Origin of the sequence: Bradyrhizobium sp. (genome assembly GCF_049512235.1) — a bacterium.
In the GTDB taxonomy this organism is placed as follows: domain Bacteria; phylum Pseudomonadota; class Alphaproteobacteria; order Rhizobiales; family Xanthobacteraceae; genus Bradyrhizobium.
The window spans coordinates 1-13,292 of the sequence record NZ_JBEKXH010000155.1; the positions used below are offsets into that span (position 1 = coordinate 1).

Sequence of the window (13,292 nt, forward strand, 5' to 3'; positions counted from 1 at the left end):
CCTGCGCGCACGAATTCATCATGGGTTTTCCGCAGGGCTACGACACCCCGGTCGGCGAGCACGGCACGCAATTGTCCGGCGGCCAGCGCCAGCGCATAGCCGTTGCCCGCGCCCTGGTGAAGAATGCGCCGATCATTCTGCTCGATGAAGCGACCGCCGCGCTCGATTCGGAATCCGAACAGCAGGTGCGAGAGGCGATCGAGCATCTCTGCCAGAACCGCACCACCATCGTCATCGCCCATCGCCTACACACCATCATGCATGCCGATGCCATTCTGGTGGTCGAGAGCGGCGAGATCGTCGAGCGCGGCCGCCACGATGATCTGCTGCGCCGCGGTGGGCGCTACGCGTCATTCTTCCGCCTGCAACATCGCGATGCCGGCCCCCCGACGCTGGCACCGATCAGCGCAACCGCGTAAGCTTGAGCCACGACTTCCCGCACCTCATCCCGCCGAGATCCTGTCATGAGCGCCACATCCTTTGTCATACCGGCCCTTCCGCAGCCCTCGATCGCCGTCGCCGGCGAAAGCAAATCATTTCCGGTTCGCCGCATCTGGTGCGTCGGGCGCAACTATCTCGAGCACATCCGCGAGATGGGCAACGACGAGCGGGCGCCGCCATTCTTCTTTGCCAAACACGCCGACATGATCGAGCCGGACGGCGCTACGATCCCCTACCCGCCAATGACCAAGGATTTGCATCACGAAGTCGAATTGATCGTGGCCTTGAAGAGCGGCGGCCTTGACATCGCCCCCGGCCAGGCGCTCGACCACGTCTACGGCTATGCCGTCGGCATCGACCTGACCCGGCGCGATCTGCAGCAGGCCGCGCGCAAGAAGGAGAGGCCCTGGGAAATCGGCAAATCGTTCGACCATTCGGCGCCCTGTGGCGCGCTGCAGCCGGCCGCGAAAATCGGCCATCCGGCAAAAGGCAGGATCTGGCTTTCGGTCAACGGCGCCGAGCGGCAGAAGGGCGATCTTGCCGAATTGATCTGGAGCGTGCCCGAGATCATCGCCAAGCTCTCGGAGCAGGTCAGGCTTGGCGCAGGCGACATCATCATGACGGGGACCCCGGCCGGTGTCGCCGCGCTGTCGCCCGGCGACCGCATCGAGTGCGGGGTCGATGGCATCGGCACGCTGAAGGTCACGATCGCCGAGCCGGAATAGCCGCAACCTTGGCTCGAGTGCGGCCGGGCTCTGCGGAGCGGCGTGAAGCACGCGCTCTGGCAGTGCGCAGCTGAGCCGGGGCCCATGGCGACGGTGCTCTCCCGTGGGACCGACCTTGCGGTGCGTCCTGACCGGACGATGCTTCGCATCTCCGGAAGAACGCGGCTACCCGCGTCCGTCACCCGATCAGGTATTTTGTGCCTTTCTCCGTAGAACCACGGATAAATTCGCAGTCCGTTAACCATGCGCCCATTAAATAGGCGGGGTCGCCATCATGCATGCTGGAGCCACCGATGCCCCCCGACTGGAACGCTATCCGCCTCGATTTGATCGAGATCGACGCGCCAATGCGGGCAACCCTGCGCGAGATGCGCCCATTTTTTGCAAAATCCCTGCCGGCCATCCTGGCGCGATTCCATGATAAGGTGCGGCGTTACGATCCCGCCTGCGGCCTGTTCGGGGACGGCGTGATGCAGGAGGCGGTTCGGCTGCAGCTGCAACACTGGGATCTGATCTCTGCTTGCGATTTCGGTCCCGCTTACGCCAGTTCGATCGCTCGCTTTGGCGAGTTGAACCAGCGCGCCGGCGTCGCGCCGCACTGGTATATCGGCTGCCGGCAGATGTTCGTCGCCGAACAATTGATGAGGGCGGTCGAGGCCGAGATACAGATTCCGCGCTTCGGGCACGCCGCGCGGGAAGCGCGCGCCAAAAAGGCGTCAATGTTGAACGCCATCGCCAAGGTCAATATGTTCGACACCGAACACGTCGTCGCCGCCTATTTCGGCGCCAACCGACAGATCCGCAAGAACGCCATCAGGGAAGCCAGCGACCGCTTCCGCGCCATCATCACCTCGCTGTCGAAGGCATCCGGCGAACTGGAAAGCACCGCGCGCGCTCTCAGTGACAACGCCAACAACACCACGCGGCTTGCCGCCGTGGTCGCCAATGCCTCGGAGGATGCCTCCAAAAACGTGCAGTCGGTGGCCTCGTCGACCGAAGAGCTTGCCGGCTCGGTGCGCGAGATCTCGGCGCGGGTCCAGGAATCCAACCGCATCGCCGGCAGCGCTGTCAAGCAGGCCGACGAGACCGACCAGCGCATCAACGCGCTGTCGCAGGCCGCGAGCCGGATCGGCGATGTGATCAAGCTGATTACCTCGGTCGCCGAGCAGACCAACCTGCTCGCGCTCAACGCCACCATCGAGGCGGCGCGCGCCGGCGAAGCCGGCCGCGGCTTTGCCGTGGTCGCGCAGGAGGTCAAGGCGCTCGCCGCGCAAACCGCCAAAGCCACCGACGAAATCGGAGTCCAGATCGCGGGCATGCAGACCGCGACGCAGGAGGCGGTCGGCTCGATCAAGATGATCAGTTCGACCATCGGCAAGATTTCCGAGATCACCAGCGCGATCTCGTCGGCGATCGAGGAACAGGGCGCCGCCACCCAGGAAATTTCCGGGAATATCCAGCGTACCGCAACGGGTACCGCGCAAGTCGCCGGCACCATTGCCGAAGTCAGCCATGGCGCCAACCAGACCGGCGCGGCATCGAGCCAGCTGTTGTCATCGGCCAAGCAATTGTCGGATTCAACCACCAGCCTGCAGGCTGAGATCGACGGTTTCCTCAAATCGATCGCGGCGGCGGCTTAGGGCGCCGCCAAACGTCAGCTCCGCGCCATCGCCTGCAGGCCCTTGAAGGTCAGGCGCTTGGGGTCCTTCACGCCGGCGAGATAAAACTTGCGGATGAAGGCGGCAACCATATCGCGGTCACACCCGGTCAAGGCGACCACGGCGTCGACGGCAATTTTCTGGGCGTCCATGGGTTTCCTCATGCTGTCGGCAGTCTCAGGCGCGAAAGCGTAGGATTCGCCGATTAACACGGCGTTAACCGTTGGCGGACGATGGCCGATGCGTAGCACCGTAAGAATACGCGAAACAACGCATTAGCGCGGGCACGCTTGCCGCAATTCGGTCAGGAATACCGCATCACCCCGTCATCGATCCTGCCGAAGCGCAAGGAGACGATGTCGAGCGCGTAGTTCTGGTAAAGCCGCCAAGGCCGCTTCGAGCCCTGCTTGGGCATCTTGGCGACCGAACGCTGCACATAGCCGGAGGTGAAATCCAGCGACGGCAATTCCGTGATCGTGCGATCGGCATTATGCGGCATGCATTTCCTGTAGCCACGCCGGTCCATGGTGTTGATCAGGCGGCAGACATATTCGCAGGTCAGGTCGCATTTCAACGTCCAGGAGGCATTGGTATAGCCGAAGGCGGATGCGAGATTGGGCACGTCTGAATACATCATGCCCTTGTAATTCAGCGTTTTGGCGAAATCGACTTGGTTGCCGTCGACGCTGACGTCGATGCCGCCGAGCACCTGCAGTACGAGCCCGGTGGCGGTGACGATGATGTCGGCTTGAAGTTCAATGCCGTCCTTCAGCCGGATACCATTATTGGTGAAGCGGTCGATCTCCGCGGTCACGACCGACGCGCGCTTTTGCCGGATCGCGCTGAACAGGTCGCCATCGGGCACCAGGCACAGCCGTTGGTCCCAGGGATTATAGCGCGGCGTGAAATGGGTGGCGATGTCATAGTCCGGACCGAGCGCCATGCGGACGCCGCCGAGGATCAGTTGCTTGACCCGCGCCGGCTTTCGCCTTGCGAACTGGAAGAAATACATGCCAAGCAGCACGTTGCGCCACCGGATCAGATGATAGGCGAGCTTGGCCGGCAGATGGCGCCGCAATCTATTGGCAAGCGCATCCTGCGCCGGCCGCGACACCACATAGGTCGGCGAGCGCTGCAGCATGGTGACGTGAGCCGCTCGCCTCGCCAGCTCCGGCACCAGCGTTACGGCGGTCGCGCCCGAGCCGATCACCACCAGGCGCTTGCCGGCATAGTCGAGATCTCCAGGCCATGCTTGCGGGTGCACGATGGGGCCGGCGAAATCTTTGCGGCCCACGAATTCCGGCGTGTAGCCTTCCTCGTATCGGTAATAGCCCGAACACATGAACAGGAAATTGCAGGTGAAGCGCACGATCTCGACGACACCCTCGCCGTCAGGCTTCCGTTCGGCCTCCACGGTCCAGCACGCTGCTGGCGACGACCACGACGCCCGCTTGACCCGGTGGTTGAAGCGGATCTTCTGGTCGATGCCGTTCTCGGCCGCGGTCTCGCGAACGTAGTTCAGGATCCGCGGTCCGTCCGCGATCGCCTTCGCTTCGGTCCATGGCTTGAACGAATAGCCGAGCGTGAACATGTCGCTGTCGGAGCGGACGCCGGGATAGCGGAACAGATCCCAGGTGCCGCCGATACAGTCGCGGCCCTCGAGAATGACAAAACTCTTGCCGGGACACTTCTGCTGCAGGTGAAAACCCGCGCCGACGCCGGACAGTCCGGCGCCGACGATCAGCACGTCGAAATGTTCTGGTGGTGCGGTCGCTACCATGGCCCGTCCGTTGAGCACCGTCATGGCAGGGCTTGTCCTGGCCATCCACGTCTGCTTCTTCAGGCCGAATGTAAAGACGTGGATCCCCGTGACAAGCAGGACATGATGGAAACCAGCGTCATTCCGCGGCGCGAGCAGAGCGAGCGAACTCGGAATCTGGAGGCTGTCGCGCGAGATTCCGGGTTGGCGCTGACGCCCGCCCCGGAATGACGGCGTCAAATCTCAATACCTATAATGATCCGACTTGAACGGGCCTTCCGGCTTGACGCCGATATAGTCGGCCTGGTCGGGCCGCAGTTTTGTCAGCTTGACGCCGATCTTGTCGAGGTGCAGCCGCGCCACCTTCTCGTCCAGCGCCTTCGGCAGCACATAGACCTTCTTGGCGTACTTGCCGTCCTTGTTATTGGCGAATAGTTCGATCTGCGCCAGTGCCTGGTTGGTGAAGGAGGCCGACATCACGAAGGACGGATGGCCCATGGCATTGCCGAGGTTGACGAGGCGGCCTTCCGACAACAGGATCATACGCTTGCCGTCGGGGAAGGTGATTTCGTCGACCTGCGGCTTGATGTTGGTCCATTTCAGGTTCTTCAGGTGGGCGACCTGGATCTCGTTGTCGAAGTGGCCGATGTTGCAGACGATGGCGCGGTCCTTCATCGCCCGCATGTGTTCGATGGTGATGATGTCCTTGTTGCCGGTCGCCGTGACAAAAATGTCGGCGCGCGGCGCGGCGTCTTCCATGTCGGTGACTTCATAGCCTTCCATCGCCGCCTGCCACGCGCAGATCGGATCGACTTCGGAGACCATGACGCGGCAGCCGGCCTGGCGCAGCGAGGCCGCCGAGCCCTTGCCGACGTCGCCGTAGCCCGCGACCATCGCGAGCTTGCCGGACATCATGACGTCGGTGCCGCGGCGGATGCCGTCGACCAGCGACTCCCGGCAGCCATAGAGATTGTCGAACTTCGATTTTGTGACGCTGTCGTTGACGTTGATCGCCGGGAACAAGAGCTTGCCTTCCTTCTCCATGTTGTAGAGCCGGTGCACGCCGGTGGTGGTCTCTTCCGAGACGCCTTTGATTTTTTTCGCGATCTCGGCGAAGTAGCCCTTCGGCTTTTCCTTCAGCAGGCGCTTGATCAGTGCGAAGAACACCTGCTCTTCCTCGCTGTTGTGCTGGTCCAGAAAGATCGTGTCGCCCTGCTCGGCGCGCAGGCCATTGTGCACCAGCATGGTGGCGTCGCCGCCATCATCGAGGATCATGTTGGGGGAGCCGCCGCCGTGCCAGTCGAACAGTTTTGCGGTGTAATCCCAGTATTCGGTGAGGCTCTCGCCCTTCACCGCGAATACGGGAATGCCGGCGGCGGCGATCGCGGCCGCGGCATGGTCCTGGGTCGAATAGATGTTGCAGGAGACCCAGCGGATGTCGGCACCGAGAGCCGTCAGCGTCTCGATCAGGACCGCGGTCTGGATCGTCATGTGCAGCGAGCCCGCGATGCGCGCGCCCTTCAGGGGTTGCGCGGGCCCGTATTCCTCGCGCGTCGCCATCAGCCCGGGCATCTCGGTCTCGGCCAGCGAGATTTCCTTGCGGCCGAATTCGGCGAGCGAGATGTCCTTGACGATGTAGTCGGTGAAAGCAGGCTTCTTGGCGGTGGCGGTCATGTAGCGGGTTCCTTGACGGATGAATTGGGTCTAATCGCACGCGACGAAAACTGGACCGTCTTGCTCGGTCAGCTCCCTCGCCCCGCCCTCGCGGGGAGAGGGTTGGGGTGAGGGGCTCCCTCCACGAATGCGACTCGTGGATAGTCTCCCTCACCCGGATTGCTTCGCAATCCGACCTCTCCCCGCAAGCCGGGGGAGGCAAGAAAGATCACACCGCGCGCTTCAGCGCGTCGGCGAGGTCGGTCTTCTCCCACGAAAACCCGCCTTCGGCGTCCGGCGTGCGGCCGAAATGACCGTACGACGAGGTCCGCGCATAGATCGGCTTGTTGAGATCGAGATGCCTGCGAATGCCGCGCGGCGTCAGGTCCATCGCCTCGGCTACCGCCGTTTCAAGCTTTTCCTCGGGCACCTGGCCGGTGCCGTGGGTATCGATATAGATCGACAGCGGCCGCGCCACGCCGATCGCATAAGAGAGCTGCAGCGTGCAGCGGCCGGCGAGGCCGGCGGCGACGATGTTCTTGGCGAGATAGCGCGCGGCGTAGGCCGCGGATCGGTCGACCTTGGTCGGATCCTTGCCGGAGAAGGCGCCGCCGCCATGCGGGGCCGCGCCGCCATAGGTATCGACGATGATCTTGCGGCCGGTCAGGCCGGCGTCGCCATCGGGGCCGCCGATGAAGAATTTGCCGGTGGGATTGACGTGCCACACCGTCTTGTCGGTGATCCAGCCGGACGGCAACGCCTGCCGCACATAGGGTTCGACGCAGTCGCGTACCTGGTTCGACGACATGTCTTCCACCAGATGCTGATGCGACACCACGATCTGAGTGACGCCAACCGGCTTGCCGTTCTCGTATTGCACGGTGACCTGGCTCTTGGAGTCGGGTCCCAGCACCTTCTCCTTGCCGGCGTGACGCGCTTCCGAGATCGAGCGCAGAATCTTGTGGGCGTAGAAGATCGGCGCCGGCATCAGATCCGGCGTCTCGTTGGTGGCGTAGCCGAACATGATGCCCTGGTCGCCGGCGCCCTCTTCCTTGTTGGTGCCCGGCTGCAGCGCATCGACGCCCTGCGCGATGTCGGCGGATTGCTCATGCAGCAGGATTTCGATGTCGCAGGTCTTCCAGTGGAAGCCCGGTTGGGCGTAGCCGATGTCCTTGATCGCCGCGCGCACCACGCTCTCGATTTGCTCGTTGGTGACTGATTTGGGGCCGCGGGTTTCGCCGGCGATCACGACCTTGTTGGTGGTGGCGAGCGTCTCGCAAGCGGCCCTGATAGCCCAGGGATCGATGCCCGCTTTCGGGCCTTCACGGAAGAACAAATCGACGATCTCGTCGGAAATCCGGTCGCAGACCTTGTCCGGATGGCCCTCGGAAACCGACTCGGAAGTGAACAAATAAGACGCGCGCATCAACCAACCCCTTTTCCGCCAAACCCCGGCGGTGCTTTGTCAAATGTGTGTCCTGAAATGTCAGTCGCGACGGCGCGAGATGACGTAGGATTCGTCGTAGAACCAGAGCCCGTTATGCTTGCGCAGAACTTCTCTGGTGGCATCGAGAGTGCGGCCATTCTGGGTCATTTCCGTCAACCGGTCGTCCTCGATCTGGGCGACATACACCGCCGCGTTCCACGCTGCAAAGGCCGTTGAGGTTCCGATCGAGCCGGTGACCTCATTAGGCAGCGCTTCCATATCATAGCGGAAGATCGAGCGGTTATCGGCATAGGCATTAAAGTTAAGATCGCGCGCCGCCGATCCCAGCTCGTATTTTACCGCGCGCAATAGCTCATGACGGCTCACCGCGAAAGGATTTTCTCCGGGCCAGACCGCCTGGATGATTTCGAGCCCCGGATCGTGCCCATGGGAGTGAATTCCGATCAAACGGCCCCCGGCCCGCAGCGCCCGCGCCAGCGGCGCAATGATACGTTTGGCACGGAAATTGACCGAGGATTTGGCCCGGTAGGGCTGCGAGGCGATAATCAGGTCGAAATTGGCCTGAGTAAGGCCGGCCCGGGGAATAATCTGGTCGAGCAAGAACCGGTGGTCGTTGCGGTACAGCACGATGGCGACCGGCCGCTCGTAAACCGGCATGCCCGAGCGTGGGCTGACATTGGCCCGCCAGTTCTGCTCCAGAAAGGGGGCCAATTCGGCGATCTGGGCCTCGAATTCACCAGAGGAAGCCCCGCCTAGGGGCACCTCGTGCCAGATCATGCCCGCGGCCGCCGCCGGCTGGGCAGGCGTCAGCCAGGGCGCCTCGGCGTAATACATGTTGGTCAGCACAAAAACCGTCGCGGGGTGCTCGAACAGGCGGTCCGGAACCTTGTCCAGCGTCAGCCGGACATCCTCCAGGCTGAGTTCCTTACCGGCAATATAAAACGGCATGTGGGGAAAGCGGCCATGCATGAAGCGCATGACGCGGGCGAGCACGGTTCCGTCGCCGACGCCTGCGTCAAATACCCGCAAGGCCGGGGGCCGAGGGTGGATGCTGCCGAGCTCCAGCGCCACCCTTTCCGCGATCACCCGCTTTTCGCTGCAGGTATGGACGAACAGCAGGTATTTCTGGCGATTTTCGAAAAACCGGAAATTGCCTCTGGGATCGCGTTTCTCGGGCGCGACCTCGAGACCGCGCGGCGGCGGCACCCCACCCGGCATCGCCGCTGCGACATAGGCCTGGATGCGGTCGAGGGTGTCGATGGTGATGCGCTTGCCCTCGCGCAAACGGTGCACCAGCTTGCCGTCATTGACGGCACGGCGGCCGAAGGTCGATTCCGCCATATCGGCCTGACGGCAATAATCGGAGATGAGGCCGAGGATCTGATCGTTTTTCATGCCGAAGGATTGGGATCGTGTGGTGGGCAGCATTGGTTGATACGGACCACCTAGCATCAGCTGCCCACCGGGGAAATGCCTAATTCGCCCTTCGGAAATGCACCCTGCGATCAGAAGAGCGTCGCCGATCTCGCGCTCGCGCTCGACAAGCTCGGATATCGACGAGAGGCGGCCAACGGGCTCTACAATTTCGTCCGCGACTGCGGTGCACCACTCACGGCCCTCAATCAGTCGATCCAGATCTATCTGAAGCTGACCGATTATGCCAATGCCGTCGAGGTCGCCGATGAGTGGATACGGCGTACGCCGTCGGATCACAATGCCCGCTATCTGCGCGGGGTCGCATTGGAGGGGGCCGGCGATTTCCAGCGCGCGCTGGTCGATTATTCCGACGCCGTCGAGCTGTTTGGCGCGGACAAGAAAGGACTTTCGAGCCGGGTTTTCCTGCACATGGCGGCGGCCTATGCGGCGCTCAAGCGGTTTTGCGAGGCGACCGCACCGATCAACATGTGGGTTGCGCTCGATCCGGCCACCCGCGACACCAGTCAAACCCAGAAAATCATCGCTGACTACGAGCGGCAGGGCAATTGCGCTTCGGCGAAGGAATTCCACCAAGAGAGGTTTCCGCTGCGCGGACAGAACAGTGTCGTCACCGTCAAAGCCGAAATCAACGGCGTGCGCGGCCTGTTCATCCTCGATACCGGGGCGAGCTATCTGGCGGTGCGACGAGCTTCGCCGATCGCGCCAAGATACCAGCGACCGAGACTGAGATCATGCTGATGACCGCTAATGGCGCGGTCAAGGCAAAATTGTCGAAGGCAGACAAGGTGCAACTCGGTAAATTGGAGGCCACCAATGTTCCCGTCGCGGTGCAGAAAGTGGACGAAAAAAGTTATGGCGTGGGCGTCGATGGGCTGCTTGGCATGAGCTTCCTGTCCCGCTTCGAGGTTCAGATGGCTGGTGGATTCATCGAAGTCCACACCCGGCGCGCGAAGCAATAGTCGGAAAAGAGCGCTGCGTGCACCTGACTGCTCGTTGACAACGCGAGCAAGATTCGGATGGTCACGCTTTAAGGGGCGAACGGTTCCGAGGCGCGGTCGAGCTCCACATAGCCGTCAATTGCCGTAACTCCGGCCGGGGCGTCGAACGCAGGCGTCGTCGCCGCGGGGTGGCCATTAAGCTTCTTAACGGTCGGATCTTCCGCCCGTCGCGACGATCCCTCGAACACCGCATTTTCGTCGATCGACAGCGACCGATGAAAAATGTCGCCTTCTACTTTGGCCGTACCAAGCAATTTGGCGCGTACGGCATGGATCGTGCCTTTGACGTGACCGGCAATGGTCAAGGCTTGCGCAACCACGTTGCCCTCGACGTGCGCACCCTCGGCGATCGTGACGTCCGAGGCGTTCACCTCGCCCTCGATGCGGCCGAACACGATGACGGTCCCGGTGCCGATGATCTTTCCCACAATGGTGATGTCCGCACCGACGGAGGACGCCTCAGGCGTGTCCGGAGAGATCTGCCGTGCAACGGTCGGACCATGCTGCGACAGCGCCGGGTCTCGATGATCCTCGCCGGATTTACCTTTTCCAAACATCGACATGTCGTTCTCCTCTGGGGTTTTGGCATTGGAAACGTGAGTAATCATCCCGCGTGATAGATGCGGTGGAAACGAGAACCAAGATTGACGAGCAACTCGCTCGCGGTCGATTGGGCCGCGGCGGCGAGATCGTCGATGGATATTCCCGCGCCGATAAGAGTGACCATCTCGCCGCGGCGCGCCGATCGCGGATCGGAAAGATCGGTTATATCGATCGGCAGCAAATCTATCGACGCACGCCCTGCAATTGGACAGCGGTGGCCGCCCACGATCGCCTCGAGCTTATTACCGGCGCCGTTTTCCGGTCGCGGATAGCCGTCGGCATACCCGACCGAAACCATCGCCAGCCGGCTGCGCCGCTTTGCGACCCATCCGTCGTTGCCAGCGATCGTTTCTCCCGGCGCCAGGTCGCGAACCTGCACGATGCGCGCCCGCAGATCGATCACCGGCAGCATCGGATTGGAAGCACCCGGTGTCGGATTGACGCCATAGAGCAGTGCTCCCGTTCGCACGAGGTCGAATTGGGCCTGCGGGCAGGAGAAAATGCCGGATGAGTCAACCATCGACGCAGGAATGCCGGGATAAAGTCGACGCAGCTCCTTGAACCGCTCGATCTGCCGATCGGCGGCACGCTGATCGGGCTTTTTGCGGTGGTCCAGATCGCTCATCAGCAGTGTGATGCCGTTACTCGTCGAATGTACCCGCGGCGCAAATGCCGCGGCCTCCTCGAATGGGATGCCGAGCCGATCGCTGCCGGTGCTTACGTACAGCGCGAATCCGCCCGTCCACTGGCTCGAGACGATGAAAGCATCCCATTCGGCCATTTCGATATGGCTACTAACGACGGGTTGCGCACCGATCTCCGCAAATATCGGTCCGGTGCCAGGGTTAAGCCCGCTTAGAACATAAATGACTGATTTCGGTGCTACCTTGCGAACGCGCCTGGCTTCTGAAAGATCCGAAACGAAGAAAGTCTTGCAGCCGGTTTTTGCCAACGCGGCCGCGACCACATCGAGGCCGCAGCCATAGGCATTGGCCCTGACCGCTGCAGCGCATTCACCCAGGGTGAGCCTTGCCAGCGCGCTCCAGTTCAAGGCAATGGCAGACAGATTGACTCTGAGAACGGCGCCCGCTTCGCCTTCGGGTGATCCATCCAGCGTGACAAACTCGGCGAATCCTTCGTTGCCGTTGACGACGAGCCTGCCGCCATTGTTAATGACTTTCCCATCGACGAAGCCCTCGACCACAACGTTTGCGGCCTGCTCTATTGTAAGACTTCCCCTGAGACTGCCGCAAAGATGCAGGGAACAGTGTTTTTGAACGATGATGTCATTGACGACCGACCCGGTTAACACCGAGGAGCCGGTTACGACGAGTGGAGTTCCCAAGTCATTTGTTCTGGAAAGCATTAGAGTATGCGTCTCAGTTCACCGGCAAAAAGCTCCGCTGAATTCCGCAGCAGGCGCAAATGGTGGCGTTTTTCGCCCCCTTCCGCAAGGCGAATCCGAGCGCCTTCAATTTGAGGTTAATCCCAATCCAGCAAGGCCGCCACCGTGGAGCCTGAACCGTGATGCTCGATCCGGGCCATCGGACTAAACCGCGCGCGCCCGGGCAGGCGCCGCGGCGCGCAACGCAGCCAAACGACGGCGCGATGGGGCGTCGTGTCTCGATATACGGACTTCATGCTGAGCGCAGCGACTTCAAGGGCTTCCGATATGACAGGCACCGCCTGTAAGCGCATCTCCGTTCAGCAGCCGCGACAGATATTGTTGATTTTACGATCGACAGCTTTCTCCTTGGTCGTCGGTTCGATCGCGTTGTCAGGCGCGTTCGCTCTGCGAGGCTGATGGTGCGGTGGCAACCGCACAAAATGTCGAAGGTGTCGAGAATGAAGCTTCCTGGGGGTGCCCCCTTCTCGTGCGAATGCCCCAGGCCCATCCAGCAATACGAGACAAACCAATCCTGCGATCAACTTCCGCATGGGTCATGGTTCCAATTTAAGCAGTGGCAGCACTGCGAAAACCCGCGACCGTCTCCAAAACCAAGGCTTTTGCAATAGACGGCACTCAGAAAGACCTTACCTGCTGCTACTTTTGCCTGCTACAGTGATTTAGTGGCTTTACCCAACCGGCTTTACCCAACCTCCTGATTTCCGATGCATTTTTCAAACATCCGAGCAAGGATGTCATTTTTCGTAATGGCCGGGCTTGTCCTGGCCATCCACGTCTTTCTCTACCGCAGGCCGTAGGGTGGACAAATCACATTGTGACTCAGTAAGACAAAGTCAACGGACCGCGCGAACGCGCGCACCCGATGGCGTGCCCACCATCTTTTCAAATCTAAAATGGTGGGCAAGGCGCAAGGGCGCCTTTGCGCGCCTCGCGCGCGGCACAAATTTCCGATTCACTTTTCAAACAGCCACGAAAGAATAGTCTGAGATCGTCGTTGCGAGCGTTAGCGAAGCAATCCAGCTTTGCCGCCGCGGAGAGAAAGCTGGATTGCTTCGTCGCTAGGGCTCCTCGCAATGACGGTGGTTCTAAACATGCGTTCGCAGCCCCGCGGCGCGAGGCGCCCGGGCTTTGCCAGGAAACTCACCACCCTCGAAACAGAGGGC

At 61.6% G+C, this 13,292-nt stretch carries 12 protein-coding genes; 5 read left to right on the forward strand and 7 right to left on the reverse strand.

What is annotated here, in order from left to right:
- The 3 genes from ABSG20_RS16020 to ABSG20_RS16030 all read left to right on the forward strand — a co-directional run.
- A partial coding sequence (locus tag ABSG20_RS16020; protein WP_423865487.1) for an ATP-binding cassette domain-containing protein occupies positions 1-419 on the forward strand: 419 nt, incomplete at its 5' end.
- 45 nt (positions 420-464) lie between these two features.
- The gene (locus ABSG20_RS16025) at positions 465-1,166 is read left to right on the forward strand and encodes a fumarylacetoacetate hydrolase family protein (protein ID WP_423865488.1); all 702 of its coding nucleotides are present in this window, start codon (positions 465-467) and stop codon (positions 1,164-1,166) included.
- A 293-nt stretch (positions 1,167-1,459) separates the two neighbouring features.
- Positions 1,460-2,806, forward strand: coding sequence for a methyl-accepting chemotaxis protein (locus ABSG20_RS16030; protein WP_423865489.1), 1,347 nt, complete (start codon positions 1,460-1,462; stop codon positions 2,804-2,806).
- Positions 2,807-2,820: 14 nt separating this feature from the next.
- On the opposite strand, the gene ABSG20_RS16035 is transcribed toward ABSG20_RS16030, so the two are convergent.
- The 5 genes from ABSG20_RS16035 to ABSG20_RS16055 all read right to left on the reverse strand — a co-directional run bounded on the left by ABSG20_RS16035 (position 2,821) and on the right by ABSG20_RS16055 (position 9,078).
- Entirely contained in the window at positions 2,821-2,976 is a 156-nt protein-coding gene (locus ABSG20_RS16035) for a hypothetical protein (RefSeq protein WP_423865490.1), read from the reverse strand.
- Between the two features lie 152 nt (positions 2,977-3,128).
- Complete coding sequence (locus tag ABSG20_RS16040; protein WP_423865498.1) at positions 3,129-4,604, reverse strand: flavin-containing monooxygenase; 1,476 nt, start codon at positions 4,602-4,604, stop codon at positions 3,129-3,131.
- Positions 4,605-4,826: 222 nt separating this feature from the next.
- Entirely contained in the window at positions 4,827-6,257 is a 1,431-nt protein-coding gene (gene ahcY / locus ABSG20_RS16045; protein ID WP_423865491.1) for an adenosylhomocysteinase, read from the reverse strand.
- A 208-nt stretch (positions 6,258-6,465) separates the two neighbouring features.
- Positions 6,466-7,662, reverse strand: coding sequence for a methionine adenosyltransferase (metK, locus tag ABSG20_RS16050; RefSeq protein WP_423865492.1), 1,197 nt, complete (start codon positions 7,660-7,662; stop codon positions 6,466-6,468).
- Between the two features lie 60 nt (positions 7,663-7,722).
- The gene (locus ABSG20_RS16055) at positions 7,723-9,078 is read right to left on the reverse strand and encodes a hypothetical protein (RefSeq protein ID WP_423865493.1); all 1,356 of its coding nucleotides are present in this window, start codon (positions 9,076-9,078) and stop codon (positions 7,723-7,725) included.
- A gap of 75 nt (positions 9,079-9,153) precedes the next feature.
- On the opposite strand from ABSG20_RS16055, the gene ABSG20_RS16060 reads away from it, so the two are divergent.
- Positions 9,154-9,858 carry a tetratricopeptide repeat protein gene (locus tag ABSG20_RS16060; RefSeq protein WP_423865494.1) on the forward strand — a complete coding sequence of 235 codons (705 nt, stop codon included), beginning with the start codon at positions 9,154-9,156 and terminating at the stop codon, positions 9,856-9,858.
- On the forward strand, positions 9,852-10,079 hold the full coding sequence (locus ABSG20_RS16065; protein ID WP_423865495.1) for an aspartyl protease family protein: 228 nt from the start codon (positions 9,852-9,854) through the stop codon (positions 10,077-10,079). The genes ABSG20_RS16060 and ABSG20_RS16065 overlap by 7 nt, the downstream gene beginning before the upstream one ends.
- 68 nt (positions 10,080-10,147) lie before the next feature.
- Here ABSG20_RS16065 and ABSG20_RS16070 read toward each other — a convergent pair whose 3' ends face one another.
- Both ABSG20_RS16070 and alr read right to left on the reverse strand, forming a co-directional pair.
- On the reverse strand, positions 10,148-10,681 hold the full coding sequence (locus ABSG20_RS16070) for a bactofilin family protein (RefSeq protein ID WP_423865496.1): 534 nt from the start codon (positions 10,679-10,681) through the stop codon (positions 10,148-10,150).
- 41 nt (positions 10,682-10,722) lie between these two features.
- Entirely contained in the window at positions 10,723-12,066 is a 1,344-nt protein-coding gene (alr, locus tag ABSG20_RS16075) for an alanine racemase (RefSeq protein ID WP_423865497.1), read from the reverse strand.
- Between the last annotated feature and the right edge of the window lie 1,226 nt (positions 12,067-13,292).